Raw genomic sequence first — 14321 nt, 5'->3', positions numbered from 1 at the left:
TGACTACCTGTCAATAACACCAAGGACATGCGAAGACAGAAAAATCATTAAAAACATTAACAAACATGCTTTCCACATATCGATATAAAGGCAAAGAAAATTCACATTAAAATAAAATTCATCGAATTACCTCTTAAAATAATCTTAAAAATCATCAATTCAGCTCATTTTAATTTTCAAATAATTAAACTCAAATCTCTTATTTTTAACAAAAATAATTAATATACAAATATTTAATATCTGAAAAACATCTTAAATATAAGACTAAAAAACAACAATTGGTCCAACCAATAGCGATATTTGATCCATCCAATATAAATTTTTGGATGGACCAATAATATTATTAATTGGGAATTTTATGGATTTATTGATGATTCTTTAAATTTGGTCAGTCCAATATATGGAAAAACCAAATCAGGCGAAGTGCCTTACGTACATCGACAGCATGACGGGCAAGCCAGCAATAACTTACAGTCTGTTAAACGCCAAACCATCCCGCGTCAAACCCTGTGCGCCACTTTGAATGTCGTACACACCACCGCCCTTCTCTGGCGCAATGAGCACCCATGTGGCGCTGCTATCAGTCACCGGATCTACCGGCAGGGATCGCAAATATCTTCTTTCAACCAGCTCATCCAGCGATTGCGGATAACGGCCTGTATCACCATAAAACTTGTCAATGACCTCACGTGTCACATGCAGGTTTTTCTTGAGTACCGCCTCTTTGGATTGCTGGATGCTGTGAAAATACCGTGGTACCGCGATGGTCAGCAGCAAGGACAGTATCGCCAGTACCACCAGCAATTCAATCAGGGTAAAACCACGCCTGTCAGCGCGCTTACCCCCGCATTTACCAGCGCAGATAAGGGATGCCATTCAGACCCACCAGTTCAGAATTGGAATGTATGTCGTAGACATCCTCACCCGGCGTGGGTTTGTCAGCCTCGCTTTGATATGAACGCAGCCCCCAGGTTTGCTCGTCAGGCAAACTGCTGTCTTCACAAAACGGATCACGCGGAATACGGCGCAAGAAAAATATCTTCTTAGGCCTGGCGCTACGCTGATCTGTTACCCCTTTCACCAGTTGCAGCAAATTCAGCGGATAGCCGCTGCTGTCCGGCGTCGAAGAAATGCGCCCCTCTGCACTGGCACGCTTGTAGTCATCCAGCGCATTACGGATTTCACGCAGCGCCAGGCGTAGCTCCTGCTCTTTCTGGCGCTGCACCGCTACTTGTGCCACCGGCAAGGCAATGGCTGCCAGTAGAGAGACAATGACCAGCGTCACCATCAGCTCTATCAGGGTAAAGCCCCGGCTGCGCATGTCAGCCGCCCACCTTCTCGGCCGCTGGCGGGTACAGCATTGCTGGCTGAGTTTGCTGCATTGGCACAGGCTGCGGCTGCAAGACCGGTTGCTGCCCTGGCAAGCCATCACGTCCACGCAAGCTGGCATCGGTGCCAGCATCAAATTCGATATCACCTGACGCTCCCAGCGGCTGATTACGAATGACCCTTGGCGTAATCGACAGGACAATTTCAGTTTTGGTTCTTTCTGTACCGCGATTGCCAAACAGACGATCCAGCACCGGTAGCTCACCCAGACCAGGCACCGCATTGACAGAACGCTTGTCGTTATCACTGATCAGGCCAGCCAGCACCTGGTTTTCACCATCACGCAATCGCAAGACGGTGGTGGCATTGCGGGCACCGATGCGGTAGCCATATGGCTGATTATTGTTATCGTAGATGGTGCCCAGAATGCTGCTAACCTCCAGATTCAGCTTGATCGAAATTTCATCATCCAGATACACAACCGGCTCGGCTTCCAGCTTCAGGCCCACATCAAGATAATTCACCGATTGCGATGTCACCCCGGTCGCCGTCACATTGGAAGATATACTAGGCACCCGTTCACCTACCTTGATCAGCGCTTTTTCTCTGCTTTTAATACGTATACGGGGATTCGCCAGTACGCTGATGTTTTCACGATTGACGGTGGCAGACAGCTTCATCGCATCCACCGTTGCCAGCACACTGCGCGAATTGATATGCATCAAATCATGCAGGGTAAAAGCGCCACTGTTGATGCTGCCATCTTCATTCAAATTCGATTTGGCGAGTGGACTCAAACCGATATTTCCTGGCCATTTGACCCCCAGCGCTTCCAGATCACTGCGTTGCACTTCCAGTATTTCCACTTCCAGCATCACTTCCGGCTCAGCCACATCATGCAGCGCCACCAGTTTGGCTGCCATGCGTATGGTTTCCGGGGTGTCACGTATGACCAGCATATTCAGTTTTTCATCTACCACCAGATCGCGGGTCTTCAGCAATGTCCTCAGACTATTTGCTACCAGCCTGGCCTCGGCATTGGCAATTTTGAAGCTGCGTATGCTTAACTGCTGATAACTGCGCTGCTTGGCCTGATCACTAGGATAAATCAGGACAGTACGCTCATCGACGACACGCTGCTCCAACTGCACGCTCATCAGCAGGTTACGCAATGCCAGTTCTACCGTGGTATCCCGCAAGTCCAGATTGACGCGTAAATCGGAAGGTACATCCCGGTCCAGTGTGAAATTGATACCCGATGAATGTGACATCGCTTCCAGCACCGCTCTCACCGGAGCATCCCGGAACTGCAAGCTCAAACGCTTCTGGAATGCCGTACTCAGCACCGCATTCTGCATGCGCGCTTCTGGTTCGCCAATTTTTCGCTGTAGTTGCAAACCTTTGGCATGGCGTGGAAATTCCGTGAGAAAGGCATGCAATTCCTTGCGCGCCTCATCCGGCTTGCCGGCATCCCATAATTCATTGACATTCTTCAGTAATCTGGATTGATACTGGCTGGCGGCCAGCGTGCGTACACCCAGCATGGCCTGCTCTACCTCACCAAGCGCCGCAGCCTGGCGGTAGGCAGACTGGGCGTCATCCCAGGCTTCGCGCCTCACATCCTGTGCCGCCTTGTTCAGCAATTGGGTCACCAACTGGCGCCGGGCGTTGAGCAGCAAAACACGGGCTTCAACATGGTTTGGTGTTTGCTTCAACAGCGCTTCCAGTTGTGCAATGCCCTCCTCCAGTTTACCGGCATCCAGCAAGGCACGAATTTCTGTTGGTTTTGTCTGGGCCGTAGTCGCGCATGCCGAAAGACCCAGCAACCCCCATATCAACAACGCATTTCTCGCCATTCGTTTCATTGATTCACCCTGAAGCCGATCCGGATTTCCTGACCAGACTGATTGTCTCTGATAAGCACGCTGTCTTTTTGCAAGCCCATTACGCGATAACGCTTTTCGAACACCGCCCCCGTATGAGCGATCAATACTTCACCATTCCGCATCAAAAAAGCTTCGCGCCTGCCACTTTCTTCTTTGAATCCCAGCAAACTGAATTCCTGTTCCGCCGCAATATCTTTCCCTTCTGCGCCAGCGTCTTGAGTCTGTTGATGCACTGCCGGGATGGCATGATCGGCAAACAAATCAGGGATGGGTGCGTCTACCACGTCCGTTTTCTTTTCTTTTTTTATGTCAGTTGCAACACCCGGCGCGCGCCTTGTTGGCCTGGTCGGCTCTACCTCCGCGACAACCGAAGGCGCTGGCCGGTCCAATACCATCAACAAGCCAATAGCAGCCAATATTGCCAGCATCAGTGCCAGTCTTTTTGACATCAGCGACCTCCCTCAACGGGTGCCACATCCAGATTTTCAACTGGTTTTTCCACTTCAAACCAGATGGAAAATGACAAGCGCGCCTCAACCCCGGCTTCACTACCGCGCAGACCCAGCTCATCCATCGACAGACCGTGAATATCCTTCGCAGCCCGCATAAAACGGCGTATCTGCGGATAGCTGGCAGTCACGGGCAATTGCAACTGCCAGCGCCCTATGCGACCACTTTCATGTCGCTTGTAGTCAGCCTGCGCAATGGTCAAGCCATACTTTTTTGCCAGTAGCAAGACACTTTGCACACTTTCACTCGCCATTGATTCCAAAGGCAGATTCAGCGCATTCACTGCCTGCACTGGTGTTCCTTCAACTATATTTTCCGGCTGTGCCAACAGTTCCTGCAATTCTGCCCGCACACGGGCTTCCTGCATCGGCAGCCACACCTGCCATAACAACAAACTCAATAGCAAAACAGTGGCACCAACCAAGGGCCACCAGCCATAGCGCAATACAAAAATATCCAGATGCCAGCGCCAGTCGCCAAATCGATTCAAGATGACTCCTTCGCTTCTGGAGCCGGCAAGCGATATGGCTCCGCCAGGATGACCTCGAAATGAAAATTGACCCGTGCATCCTGCGTTGTCTGGGGCACCTGCGATTCATGACGCAACAAGTTCACCCGCAAAAAAACCGGACTTTTCTGCAAATCACGCAAATAGGCCTGCATGGCTGCAATATCACCACTATGTGCCTGCAGCCTGACGACACCGCGTGCCAACTCAGGTTCAAATGCATCCAGCCCAACGCCTGGCACAGCCTCAAATGCCTGGAAGATCGCTTCCCAGTGCAGGTTTCGCAACAATTCTGACTGACGCAATAACAGCGCCTCGTCACTACCAAGTTGCGTGCGCGCCGCATCAACACCCTGCCCCTGGGCAGACTGTACCTGCACGCGCTTTTCATCCAGTCTGACCAGCTCACTCTGCATGCCTTGCCAGCCATGCCAGATCAGAATGGCCACACATGACGCCAGCGAGATCAAGACAAGAAATACCTGCACGCCACGATTCCGGCTGTCCCAGCGCCAGGGATTGTTTTTCTCTGCAAAGTCGATTTGCATCGGTTTCATGCGGCAGCTTCCAATGGCAACCAATGCAGCGGTCTGGCATCGCCAGTCCAGAATCTGTCGGCGGGCAATTGTTCACCCAGTCTCAGCAATTCCAGCGACAGCAAGGCATCCACATCCGTGCAGCGCAATTGACGTACCAGCCGCAATACACCCTGCTGCCAATACAGCAAGGTGCTGATACCATCCTGCAACAAGCACCAGGCGCCGGTCGGCGGCAAATTTGCGCATTGCTGCCGCCAACCTGCAATCAGTTGCGGCACCAGACTGCGTAAGGCATAAGCATCTATCGCCTGCAACAACTTGTGCGGCAATGCACAGGCCAGCATGGGCTCTCCCTTGTGCCAGTCAGCCTGTATCATCCATTCAGCCGCAGGTTGCCCATACAAGCTCTCGAAGCGGGCATTCAACAATAGAAAAGAATCATCCAGGTTGACTATTTCATCTGGCAATTCCATTAAAAAATAGCGCACCCAGCAATCTGCTACAACGACGATCAAAGCAGCTTTTGTTGTCAGCAGGCCATGCAGTTCCTCGCGCAAGGCTTGCCAGTCACCCGGCTTTGCAGCCAGTTTGTGTGGTGGGCTACCATCGGCGCGAGTTAGGCATATTTCCTGGCCACCGATGTTCAAATAATTTTTTTCAACCCGCCAAAGTGACACGCTTCACCTCCTCTAAGGTAGTCTGGCCATTGGCGACCAGCTTCAATGCATCTTCAAACAGGCTGCGCATACCGCTGGCGCGTGCCATTTCCTTGATCTGCCTCAAAGGCCGGCGCTCTATCACCAATTCGGCCAAAGCATCATCCAGTGTCAATATTTCTGCTACAGCACGGCGGCCGCGATACCCTGTACCACGACAATCACCGCAACCTGTCCCGCGCCTGAAATGATAATTTTTCACCTTGGAGCGCTCCAGTCCGCTGCGTAGCAATTCCTCATCATCAGGTTCATAACTGCTACTACAGTGATTGCAATTGAGTCTGACCAGGCGCTGTGCGATGACACCATTGAGCGACGAGACAAACGAATACGGATCGATCCCCATATGGGCAAAACGGCCAAATACATCAAACACGCTATTCGCATGTACGGTGGACAAGACCAGATGCCCGGTCAGCGCTGACTGCACGGCTATTTCACCGGTTTCCTGGTCGCGGATTTCTCCGACCATGATAATGTCAGGGTCATGTCGCAATATGGAGCGCAGGCCACGTGCAAACGACAAGCCTTTTTTGTCATTCACAGGTATCTGCAAGATGCCAGACAAATGGTATTCAACCGGATCTTCTATCGTGATGATTTTTGCCCGGCCCGTATTGATCTCGGTAATCGCACCATACAAGGTCGTGGTCTTGCCGGACCCGGTTGGTCCGGTCACCAGTACCATGCCATACGGTTCCGCCACCAGGCGCCGTATGGTCGCCAGGTGGTCATCAGCAAAACCCGATGCATCCAGCGTCAGGCCACCATGCGCACTGACCATGGCCTGCTTGTCCAGTATCCGTATCACCGCATCTTCACCATGCACACTGGGCATGATGGATACCCGCAAATCAATCTCGCGCCCTTGCGCGGCCACCCTGAAGCTGCCATCCTGTGGCACCCTGCGCTCAGAAATATCCAGCTCGGCCAATACCTTGATGCGGGAAACAGCCTGTTCAGCCAATGCCTTGCCCGTCACCTGCGCCGCCTGATCCAGCACACCGTCAATACGGTACTTGGTCAACATGCCACTCGGGGTCGACTCGAAATGGATGTCAGATACACCCGTCTTCAAGGCATAATATAGCGTGGAGTTAACCAGTTTGACAGCGGGACTTCCCGCATCACTCAAGGCTGCATAACTGAGATTTTCCAGCAGATTCTTGTGCTCGCCGTCAGCTTGCTGGTCATGAATCAGCACATCGACGGAGCGTACCGATTCCTCCTGCTTGGCCAGGTAAGCATGTACCTCGCCCGGCAGGGCAAGTCGCCATTGCAATGGCTCGGCAGCCAGTGTTTCCAGCCAGATTTGCAGATTCTGATCATAGGGATCGCAGACCACCGCTGTCAGTCCCTGCGCATTACGCAGCAATACGCATTGCCTTACCTGTGCCCGTGCCAGTGGCAGACATTCAAACGCCGGTTCGTAGGCAAGCATACCTGCCATGTCTATCACAGCCAGTTGAAACAAGGCTGCTGTCTGCGACAACAAAACACGTGGTTCCAGTTGAGTCAGCGCTTCCAGCTCAATAAAAAAACTGCTCCCAGAATGTCGGGAATTGAGATGTGCGGTATGCACAGTATCCATCATACTTACAAGCTCCTTTCCCTGATTCGGGGCTACGCCACATTGGCGCAGCACATTTATACTGCGATCAAACCTGCTATCCCTTTATTGCAAAGTACCCGCCAGATCAAAGATGGGCATATACAACAGCACCACGATCAAACCGATCACGATACCTATCAGTGCCATCAACACCGGCTCAAAGGTTTTGCTGAATTTTTCTATCCAGAGCGTTGTTTCGGCATCGTAGAACAGCGCTGCCCGTGTCAGCATCAAACCCAGTTGCCCCGAGTGTTCACCCACCCGCAACATGCGCAGGGCAATCGGTGTCGTTAAACCATTTTTCTCAAACGCGTCAGAAAAATTACCTCCCTGAACGATGCTACAGCGCGCTGCCGACAAAGCCCTGGCCCTGTGCGCAGACAAGGTGCCACCGACCATTTCCAGTGCATTGACAACTGCGATACCGCCTTCCAGCAACATGCCCAGGGTCAGGTACAGGCGTGCCAGCTCCAGAATATTCACGCGCTGCGAAATACCAGGCAAACGCGTCAGCATCAACATCAGACGCCCCGAGCGTTTTAGCCGGCGCCACCACGCAAACAAAACGAAAATCATGCCTGCGGCAACCGCTAGCAATAACTTGCCATGCGCGGCAACGGTTGCGCCCCAGGCAATCAGCCATTGCGACATCAGTGGCAATTCCCTGCCACTGCCCTGGTACACCACAGAAAACCGGGGCACGACATAACCAAGTAAAAACATGCTGACCAGCCCACCAACAATCAGCAATATCGCCGGGTAGATTGCCGCACTGACGATGCGGTTGCGAATGCCATTGATACGTACCTGATATTCGATATAACGCGACAAGGCCTGCGGCAAGTCGCTGGTGCGTTCTGCTGCTTTGACAATACCGATAAACAGAGGTGGAAAATGCTCAGGCTCGGCGGCAACAGCAACTGAAAACCGCAAGCCATCCCGCATCCGTAGCAGCAAACGGGCCACGATGTTTGCGGTCTCGCTTTGCGCATCTTTTTCACCCAGAGCTTCCAGGCTTTCTATCAGGCCCAGTCCGGCTTGCAACAGCGCTAATAACTCCTGAGTAAACAAGACCAGTGAAAAATTTTTGCCGCGTTTTTGGACCTGTACCGATACAGGCCGCACTTCCAGCACTGTCATCTGCCTTGCCACAGCCGCACGTGATGCGCCATCGGCATCCATTGCTTCCAGTTCCAGCAAGTGCACGCGATTATCACGGCCTACTGCGCGAACGGCGTAACGCATGCTGGCCTCAGTGATCAGTTGCTGACATTAGTTGCAGACATCAGTTGCTGATATCTGCTGCTTCACCGATACCACCGGCACGGCCATCTTCGCCCAGCGATGACAGGTCAAATTCCTTGCCATTACGCCCAGGAATACGATAGATATACGCATTGCCCCAAGGGTCCATGGGCAGCGCTTTTTGCAAATAAGGCCCATTCCAGCGGGCAACACCAACTGGTCTGACCAATAATGCATTCAGCCCGGCATCCGCAGCCGGATAACGGCCTACATCCAGCCTGTAATTGTCCAGCGCCTTGCTGAATGACTCAATCTGCGCCTTGGCGACTTTCTGCCGCGATTCACCAACCTTGGAAAAATACTTGGGCCCGACATATGCACTCAGCAAGCCAATAATGGCGATCACCACCAGCAATTCCAGTAGCGTAAAGCCTGAAATGCGTGATGAACACTGCCTGACCTTGCGTGAATCATTTCTCATATGCCCAAACCATCATTAAAAATAAAACAAAAAATGCGGTAAACCTCACTACCCCTGCCTGTTTTATCAATACAGAAATACCTGCTTCAAACAACAAATTATTGGCCAGACCGAATTAAACTCCGGTCTGACCAGTTTTTATTCTACTATGCAAATTTTCTTTTGTGAATGTCAATTAACATTAAATTATGTGCGTTCGCACAAGAGAATCAGGTACAACTTTAGTGCAAGGTCTGAGCGCACCGCAGCATAAGTGTTACTTCATGGTGCATGTTTTGTCCCGGATTTCCCCTGCGCTACGCCAGCACAGGCCGACAAGACCTGACAAGTGCAGGAATGACGCTTATTCCTGCTCAAAATGAAAGTAAAATATAAATGGTATAAAAATTGCTCTAAAAAAATACCACTTCCGAGGGCAACCATGAATCTTTACGACATACATGAATTTGTCTCCCCACCTCTACCCGGGCCTAACTGCATGTCAGGACGCCATACCACATCTGAACTGAGCGAGATTCTGGCAAAATCCTGCCGCTATGACCCCATCGAAAGTGCAGCCTCTTTTGGCCGCTGCTGGCTGGATGCAAAAAGTGGTGAACTGGTGTTATCCCAACATGCAGCAGACCTGCTTTGGGTAAGCGCCGGCTGGTATGCAAATCTTGAAAGCGGTTTCAATCAGGTGGTACTCGACGATTTGAGCACCCTGACAACTGCCTTGAAAACTCCACCGGCAGACAGCCAGAAAACAGAATGCGACATACGTGTCATCAGTGAAATCCATGGCATGCGCTGGCTGCGCATGGTCATCCTGCCGGAAGCGACTTTTCATTCTGGCCTGATCGCCGGCGTCTTGCTGGACATTACAGCCAGCAAACATGCAGCGATGCGCGAAAGATTAAGTTTTGAATCGACCCGTTTATTTGTTGGCACCGATACACTCGGCAGTGCTGTCACCAAACTGATACAGCTGGTCTGCGAAAACCTGGGTTGGGAATGGGGTGCCTACTGGGCACTGGAAACCGACAAACAGGGAGAGCAAAAACTCAGTTGCAGGCATTACTGGCATGGTGCTCAGGATGCCTTGGGCAGCTTTACCCAGGAAAGCCTCAGCATGCACATGGCACCCGGTGATGGCCTGGTTGGCCAGGTATGGCAAAGAGGTGAAGCGCGCTGGGTGGAAGACATGCAAAGTGATCATGAATTTTTGCGCAACAACAGCGCCAGTCAATGCAAGCTGCGTTCGGGCTATGTCTTTCCGGTTGCCTATGTTACCGACGAAGGCGAACGCCACAGCCCCGGGGTGTTGGAATTTTACAGCCGTCTGTCACGCCAGCGCGAAGCCCAGTTACCCACCGTTTCAGCCAGCATCGGCGCCCTGATCGCACAAACCGCTCAAAGACTGGAACAACAGGAAACCATACGCCAACTGGCGCAGATAGATGGCTTGACCGAACTGGCCAACCGCAGCCATTTTTATCGCATGCTGGAAAAAACCTGTCTGGACAACGCCACCAACAAAACACCATTCGGTTTGATCTTTATCGACCTTGACCGTTTCAAACCGGTGAATGATGCATTTGGTCATGAGGCGGGCAATGTCGTATTGAAGGATTTCGCCCAGCGTCTGCAGTCGCTCGTCTCTGGCCGTGACCTGGTAGGCCGACTGGGTGGAGATGAATTCGCCATCCTGCTACACCCGGATACGTCATCCACACCATTTGTAGAGCAGCTGGATGCGCTGGCCAAACAGGTACTGGATGCAGCCCAGGTGCCGGTATTATTCAACCGTCATGAAGTCGCTATTTCGGCCAGCATAGGGATCAGTATTTTCCCTGAAAATGGCATGAGCAGTCCAGACCTGTTGCGCAGTGCAGATACAGCCATGTATCGCATCAAAAAAACCGGTCGCAATGCCCTCAGTTTTTTCTCCACCAGCACCACCCAGACGCTGGCAATGCAGCAGTCCGATCTGGCACAACGTCTGACCATGGAAGTCGAGCTGTACCAGGCCATGACGAATCAAGGCCTGTTTCTTGAATATCAACCCATATTCGATGGCAACCGTAGCATCGTCGCAGTCGAAGCCCTGCTGCGCTGGCGTCGTTTGAACGGCGAGATGGTCAGGCCCGACATCTTCATTCCCATTGCAGAACAAAGCCACCTTATCGTCCAGATCGGTAGCTGGGTGGTGAAACAAGCATGCCACGACCTGGCCCTTCTGCACAAGGCCGGTTTCCGCGATTTAAAGATGCACGTCAACATGGCGCCATCCGAATTTACCAGCAATACCTTGCCGGAAGAACTCAGCGCCGTGGTTGTGCAATCTGGCATTTCATCGCATCACCTTTGTCTGGAACTGACCGAGAGTATGCTGATGCAACAGCCGGATCGCGTGATACCCATCATGCACAGCCTGCGACAACTCGGGTTTGGCATCAGCCTCGATGATTTTGGCATGGGCTATTCGTCGCTGTCGCGCCTGAAAAATCTGCCTATCTCCTCCATGAAGATAGACCGCTCCTTCATCAGCGGGCTGCCAGACCAGGCCGAGGATCGCGCCATCGTCCGTACCATCATAGAACTGGGACGCAACCTGCGCCTCAATATCATTGCCGAGGGCGTGGAAACCGATAGCCAATTGGCTTTTCTGCGCCAGTTTGGCGATACCCTGATACAGGGCTTTGTGATGTGCCGGCCACAGCCATTGAACGAATTGATACGGCTGCATCAACCCGTACTCAAGCCTGCCGACGTGCTCGCGTGATGGTTAAATCTGCCTGGTCTTTCACCGGCAGATTACCCAACTCATCAGCACTCCTAACAAGCTCAACAACAAGCTCAACAACAAGCTCAACAACAAGCTCAACAATAAGCCCAACTTCTGGCTACTACCCGTAAGGGATCTGGAAAACTTCATTAAAACTGATAATTTGGTCGCACTGCGTTTTGCAGGCAGTGCGACTGGGTTATGCCTGCATGGACAATCAACAGATAGCCTCTGTGTTTGACCTGCTCGTGAATGCAACACAAAGTGATGCTTCAAAAAAATATTTCACGAAGCTGCATAAACATTTTGTTACACTCATCAATAACAGATGCCAGCCTTGCAAGAAATGGTCTGCGAACTGCTGACATCAAGTTGCCAATATCTATACCTGAATCACCATTCAACCCGTGCAATAGCGTGCCAATCAACGGCAACACTGAGGAGTAAGCATGAAATTTTCAGTCAAGATAGTCTTGTGTTCTGCCATACCCGCATTACTGTTTGCCATAGGTTTAGCGACCTCCATTACTTCCTTATTGTCAACCCGCGCCCAGTTTGACAACTACATTTCGACTGAACAGGCGCTGGAAAGAAACATCTCTGAAATGTATGCCCAGGGCCTGCAAATGGGCCAGGCACTCAGAAACGTCGTGCTGGACCCATCCAACAAGAAAGGCGTCGATAATTTTCTGGCGGCACAAGTGGCCTACGATAAAGCCTTTGAACAGGCACAGAAAGTATCTGCCGTAAACGGCACCACGGCTAGCCTGGCAGAACTGCCTAAACTGAGAGCGATTCATGCCCAGACACAAGAAAAGATCGTCGCCATACTCAAAGAAAAAGGCGATGCAACGGTCATACTGAATGCAGAAGAAACCCCGGCCTGGAGAAACCTGCGTGGCGAATTGCTGAAGCAACGCGATGAGGCTGGAAAACGGTCCGCGCAAGAGCATACCAACGTCAATGACAAGGTCAGTTTTGCCATCACCCTGTCAATCTGTCTGGCCGTGCTGGCCAGCCTGGTTGCCATCTTCCTGAACTTCTTTTGCCAAAAAACCTTGCACAAAGAACTGGGCGGCGACCCGGTCCAGGCCAGGGAAGCCCTGGCGAATATTGCCAAAGGTAATTTATCCCAGAGCATAGACAACAATGCCAGCGACAGCAGCCTGATGGGCGTGCTGCAACAAATGCAGACCTCGCTGGAATCACTGGTCAACGGCGTACGCAGCTCTGCCACCGGCATCGCCCAGGCCACCGATGAAATTGCATCTGGCAGCATGGATTTGAGCAACCGTACCGAAAGCCAGGCCAGCTCGCTGGAAGAAACAGCGGCCTCAATGGAAGAACTCAATTCCACCGTGAATCAAAATGCAGACAACGCCAGACTGGCGAATCAACTGGCAGCACAAGCGTCCGAAGTAGCCACACGCGGTGGTGCGGTCGTTGAACAAGTTGTTGGCACCATGCGTGGCATCAATGAATCATCCAAAAAAATCCAGGACATCATAGGCGTGATTGATGGCATCGCCTTCCAGACCAATATCCTGGCCCTGAACGCGGCGGTGGAAGCTGCCAGAGCGGGTGAGCAAGGGCGCGGCTTTGCCGTCGTCGCCACCGAAGTACGATCCCTCGCCGGTCGCAGTGCCGATGCCGCCAAGGAAATCAAATCCCTCATCAGCACCAGTGTTGAATCAGTAGAAAAAGGCTCCCAACTGGTGGATCTGGCAGGCACCACCATGAATGAAGTGGTTGGGTCCATCCGCAAAGTCAGCCAAATCGTCGCCGAAATCACCGCTTCCAGCTCAGAACAATCCAGCGGCGTTGCACAGGTTGGCGAAGCCATCACGCTTATGGACCAGACCACACAACAAAACGCCGCACTGGTAGAGCAGATGGCCGCTGCTGCTGCCAGCCTGAACGAACAGTCCGGCGAACTGATGAGCGCTGTGTCTGTCTTCAGGACCAGGCAAAGTACGCCATTACTGCGGTTGCGGGCTTAAAGTGCAGTGTGGTGCTGTCTTACTTAATCAAGGGCAAGGCAGCACCGATAAAAACAAACAGCGTTCCACAAACGCGATTGAAACGCTTCTTGCCCCGTTCCAACCAGGGGCGGACGTAATGCGCAAGCCTTGCCAATAAATATTCGCCCCAAAATTCGATGACGGCAAATGTCGCCGTCATAATGACAAACTGCGGAAACAGCGGCCGCTGCAAATCAATAAACTGCGGCAGAAAAGCGCCGTAAAACAGTAACACCTTCGGGTTAGCAACCGCAGTCAGCAAGCCCAGGCGAAACAAACTGGCAGCACGTGGCACCTCCGTACTGCCTCGCAGAGCAAGGTCCAGCGCAGGCGCACGCCATAGCTGGATACCAAGCCAGACCAGATAAATCCCACCGGCCAATTTCAACACCAGTAAAGCATTCGACGATGCTTGCAGCAATGCCCCCAGACCAAACATCGACAAAGCGATCAGGCAGGTAAAACCCACTACACCTCCCACAACGGTGTAGGTAGCCTTCTTTACCCCGTACAAAGCCCCATGCGTCATCGCCAGCAATCCATTCGGCCCGGGTGTAAGCGACAGACCCAATACTGCGATAGCGTAAATAATCCAGATATGCAAAGCCATGTAATTCTCCCAATCTCTTGCGCTGTATAGACCTGAAATAGTGTAAAGAACAGGACGAATCATCAATGGTATTATTTAGACGTTTTTAGATAAATTT

Annotated in this window: 13 protein-coding genes; 2 read left to right on the top strand and 11 right to left on the bottom strand. The window is 51.9% G+C overall.

What is annotated here, in order from left to right; genetic code table 11:
- Positions 1-468 precede the first annotated feature (468 nt).
- The 10 genes from ACO0LK_RS09190 to gspG form a co-directional block, all read right to left on the bottom strand.
- Positions 469-876, bottom strand: coding sequence for a type II secretion system protein (locus ACO0LK_RS09190; protein WP_422974292.1), 408 nt, complete (start codon positions 874-876; stop codon positions 469-471).
- A complete protein-coding gene (locus ACO0LK_RS09185) occupies positions 851-1321 on the bottom strand; it encodes a type II secretion system protein (protein ID WP_422974290.1) in 471 nt (156 codons plus the stop codon). Before ACO0LK_RS09185 ends, ACO0LK_RS09190 begins: the two co-directional genes overlap by 26 nt.
- Position 1322: 1 nt before the next feature.
- Positions 1323-3194, bottom strand: a complete 1872-nt coding sequence (locus tag ACO0LK_RS09180) for a secretin N-terminal domain-containing protein (RefSeq protein WP_422974288.1) — start codon at positions 3192-3194, stop codon at positions 1323-1325.
- Positions 3191-3664, bottom strand: a complete 474-nt coding sequence (locus ACO0LK_RS09175; RefSeq protein WP_422974286.1) for a hypothetical protein — start codon at positions 3662-3664, stop codon at positions 3191-3193. The genes ACO0LK_RS09180 and ACO0LK_RS09175 overlap by 4 nt, the downstream gene beginning before the upstream one ends.
- Positions 3664-4215 carry a hypothetical protein gene (locus tag ACO0LK_RS09170; protein WP_422974284.1) on the bottom strand — a complete coding sequence of 184 codons (552 nt, stop codon included), beginning with the start codon at positions 4213-4215 and terminating at the stop codon, positions 3664-3666. Before ACO0LK_RS09170 ends, ACO0LK_RS09175 begins: the two co-directional genes overlap by 1 nt.
- Entirely contained in the window at positions 4212-4790 is a 579-nt protein-coding gene (locus ACO0LK_RS09165; protein WP_422974282.1) for a hypothetical protein, read from the bottom strand. The genes ACO0LK_RS09170 and ACO0LK_RS09165 overlap by 4 nt, the downstream gene beginning before the upstream one ends.
- Positions 4787-5449 (bottom strand): hypothetical protein, encoded by a 663-nt coding sequence (locus ACO0LK_RS09160; protein ID WP_422974280.1) that lies wholly within the window; start codon positions 5447-5449, stop codon positions 4787-4789. Before ACO0LK_RS09160 ends, ACO0LK_RS09165 begins: the two co-directional genes overlap by 4 nt.
- Positions 5430-7079: a GspE/PulE family protein gene (locus ACO0LK_RS09155; RefSeq protein ID WP_422974585.1), complete on the bottom strand. Its 1650-nt coding sequence runs from the start codon at positions 7077-7079 to the stop codon at positions 5430-5432. Before ACO0LK_RS09155 ends, ACO0LK_RS09160 begins: the two co-directional genes overlap by 20 nt.
- 84 nt (positions 7080-7163) lie before the next feature.
- Positions 7164-8345, bottom strand: coding sequence for a type II secretion system F family protein (locus ACO0LK_RS09150; protein ID WP_422974278.1), 1182 nt, complete (start codon positions 8343-8345; stop codon positions 7164-7166).
- A 40-nt stretch (positions 8346-8385) separates the two neighbouring features.
- Positions 8386-8826: a type II secretion system major pseudopilin GspG gene (gspG, locus tag ACO0LK_RS09145; protein WP_422974276.1), complete on the bottom strand. Its 441-nt coding sequence runs from the start codon at positions 8824-8826 to the stop codon at positions 8386-8388.
- 421 nt (positions 8827-9247) lie between these two features.
- Here gspG and ACO0LK_RS09140 point away from each other — a divergent pair, with 421 nt between their 5' ends.
- Both ACO0LK_RS09140 and ACO0LK_RS09135 read left to right on the top strand, forming a co-directional pair.
- The gene (locus tag ACO0LK_RS09140; protein WP_422974274.1) at positions 9248-11590 is read left to right on the top strand and encodes a putative bifunctional diguanylate cyclase/phosphodiesterase; all 2343 of its coding nucleotides are present in this window, start codon (positions 9248-9250) and stop codon (positions 11588-11590) included.
- Positions 11591-12042: 452 nt separating this feature from the next.
- Positions 12043-13593: a methyl-accepting chemotaxis protein gene (locus ACO0LK_RS09135; protein WP_422974272.1), complete on the top strand. Its 1551-nt coding sequence runs from the start codon at positions 12043-12045 to the stop codon at positions 13591-13593.
- A gap of 19 nt (positions 13594-13612) precedes the next feature.
- Here the strand turns inward: ACO0LK_RS09135 and ACO0LK_RS09130 are convergent, their stop codons facing one another.
- Complete coding sequence (locus ACO0LK_RS09130; protein ID WP_422974583.1) at positions 13613-14224, bottom strand: LysE family translocator; 612 nt, start codon at positions 14222-14224, stop codon at positions 13613-13615.
- Positions 14225-14321: the final 97 nt, after the last annotated feature.

The sequence above is a fragment of the Undibacterium sp. Ji49W genome (genome assembly GCF_049340205.1).
Classification (GTDB): domain Bacteria; phylum Pseudomonadota; class Gammaproteobacteria; order Burkholderiales; family Burkholderiaceae_D; genus Undibacterium.
The sequence above is the reverse complement of the archived record's forward strand: the minus strand, read 5'-3'. Positions and strand labels throughout refer to the sequence as shown.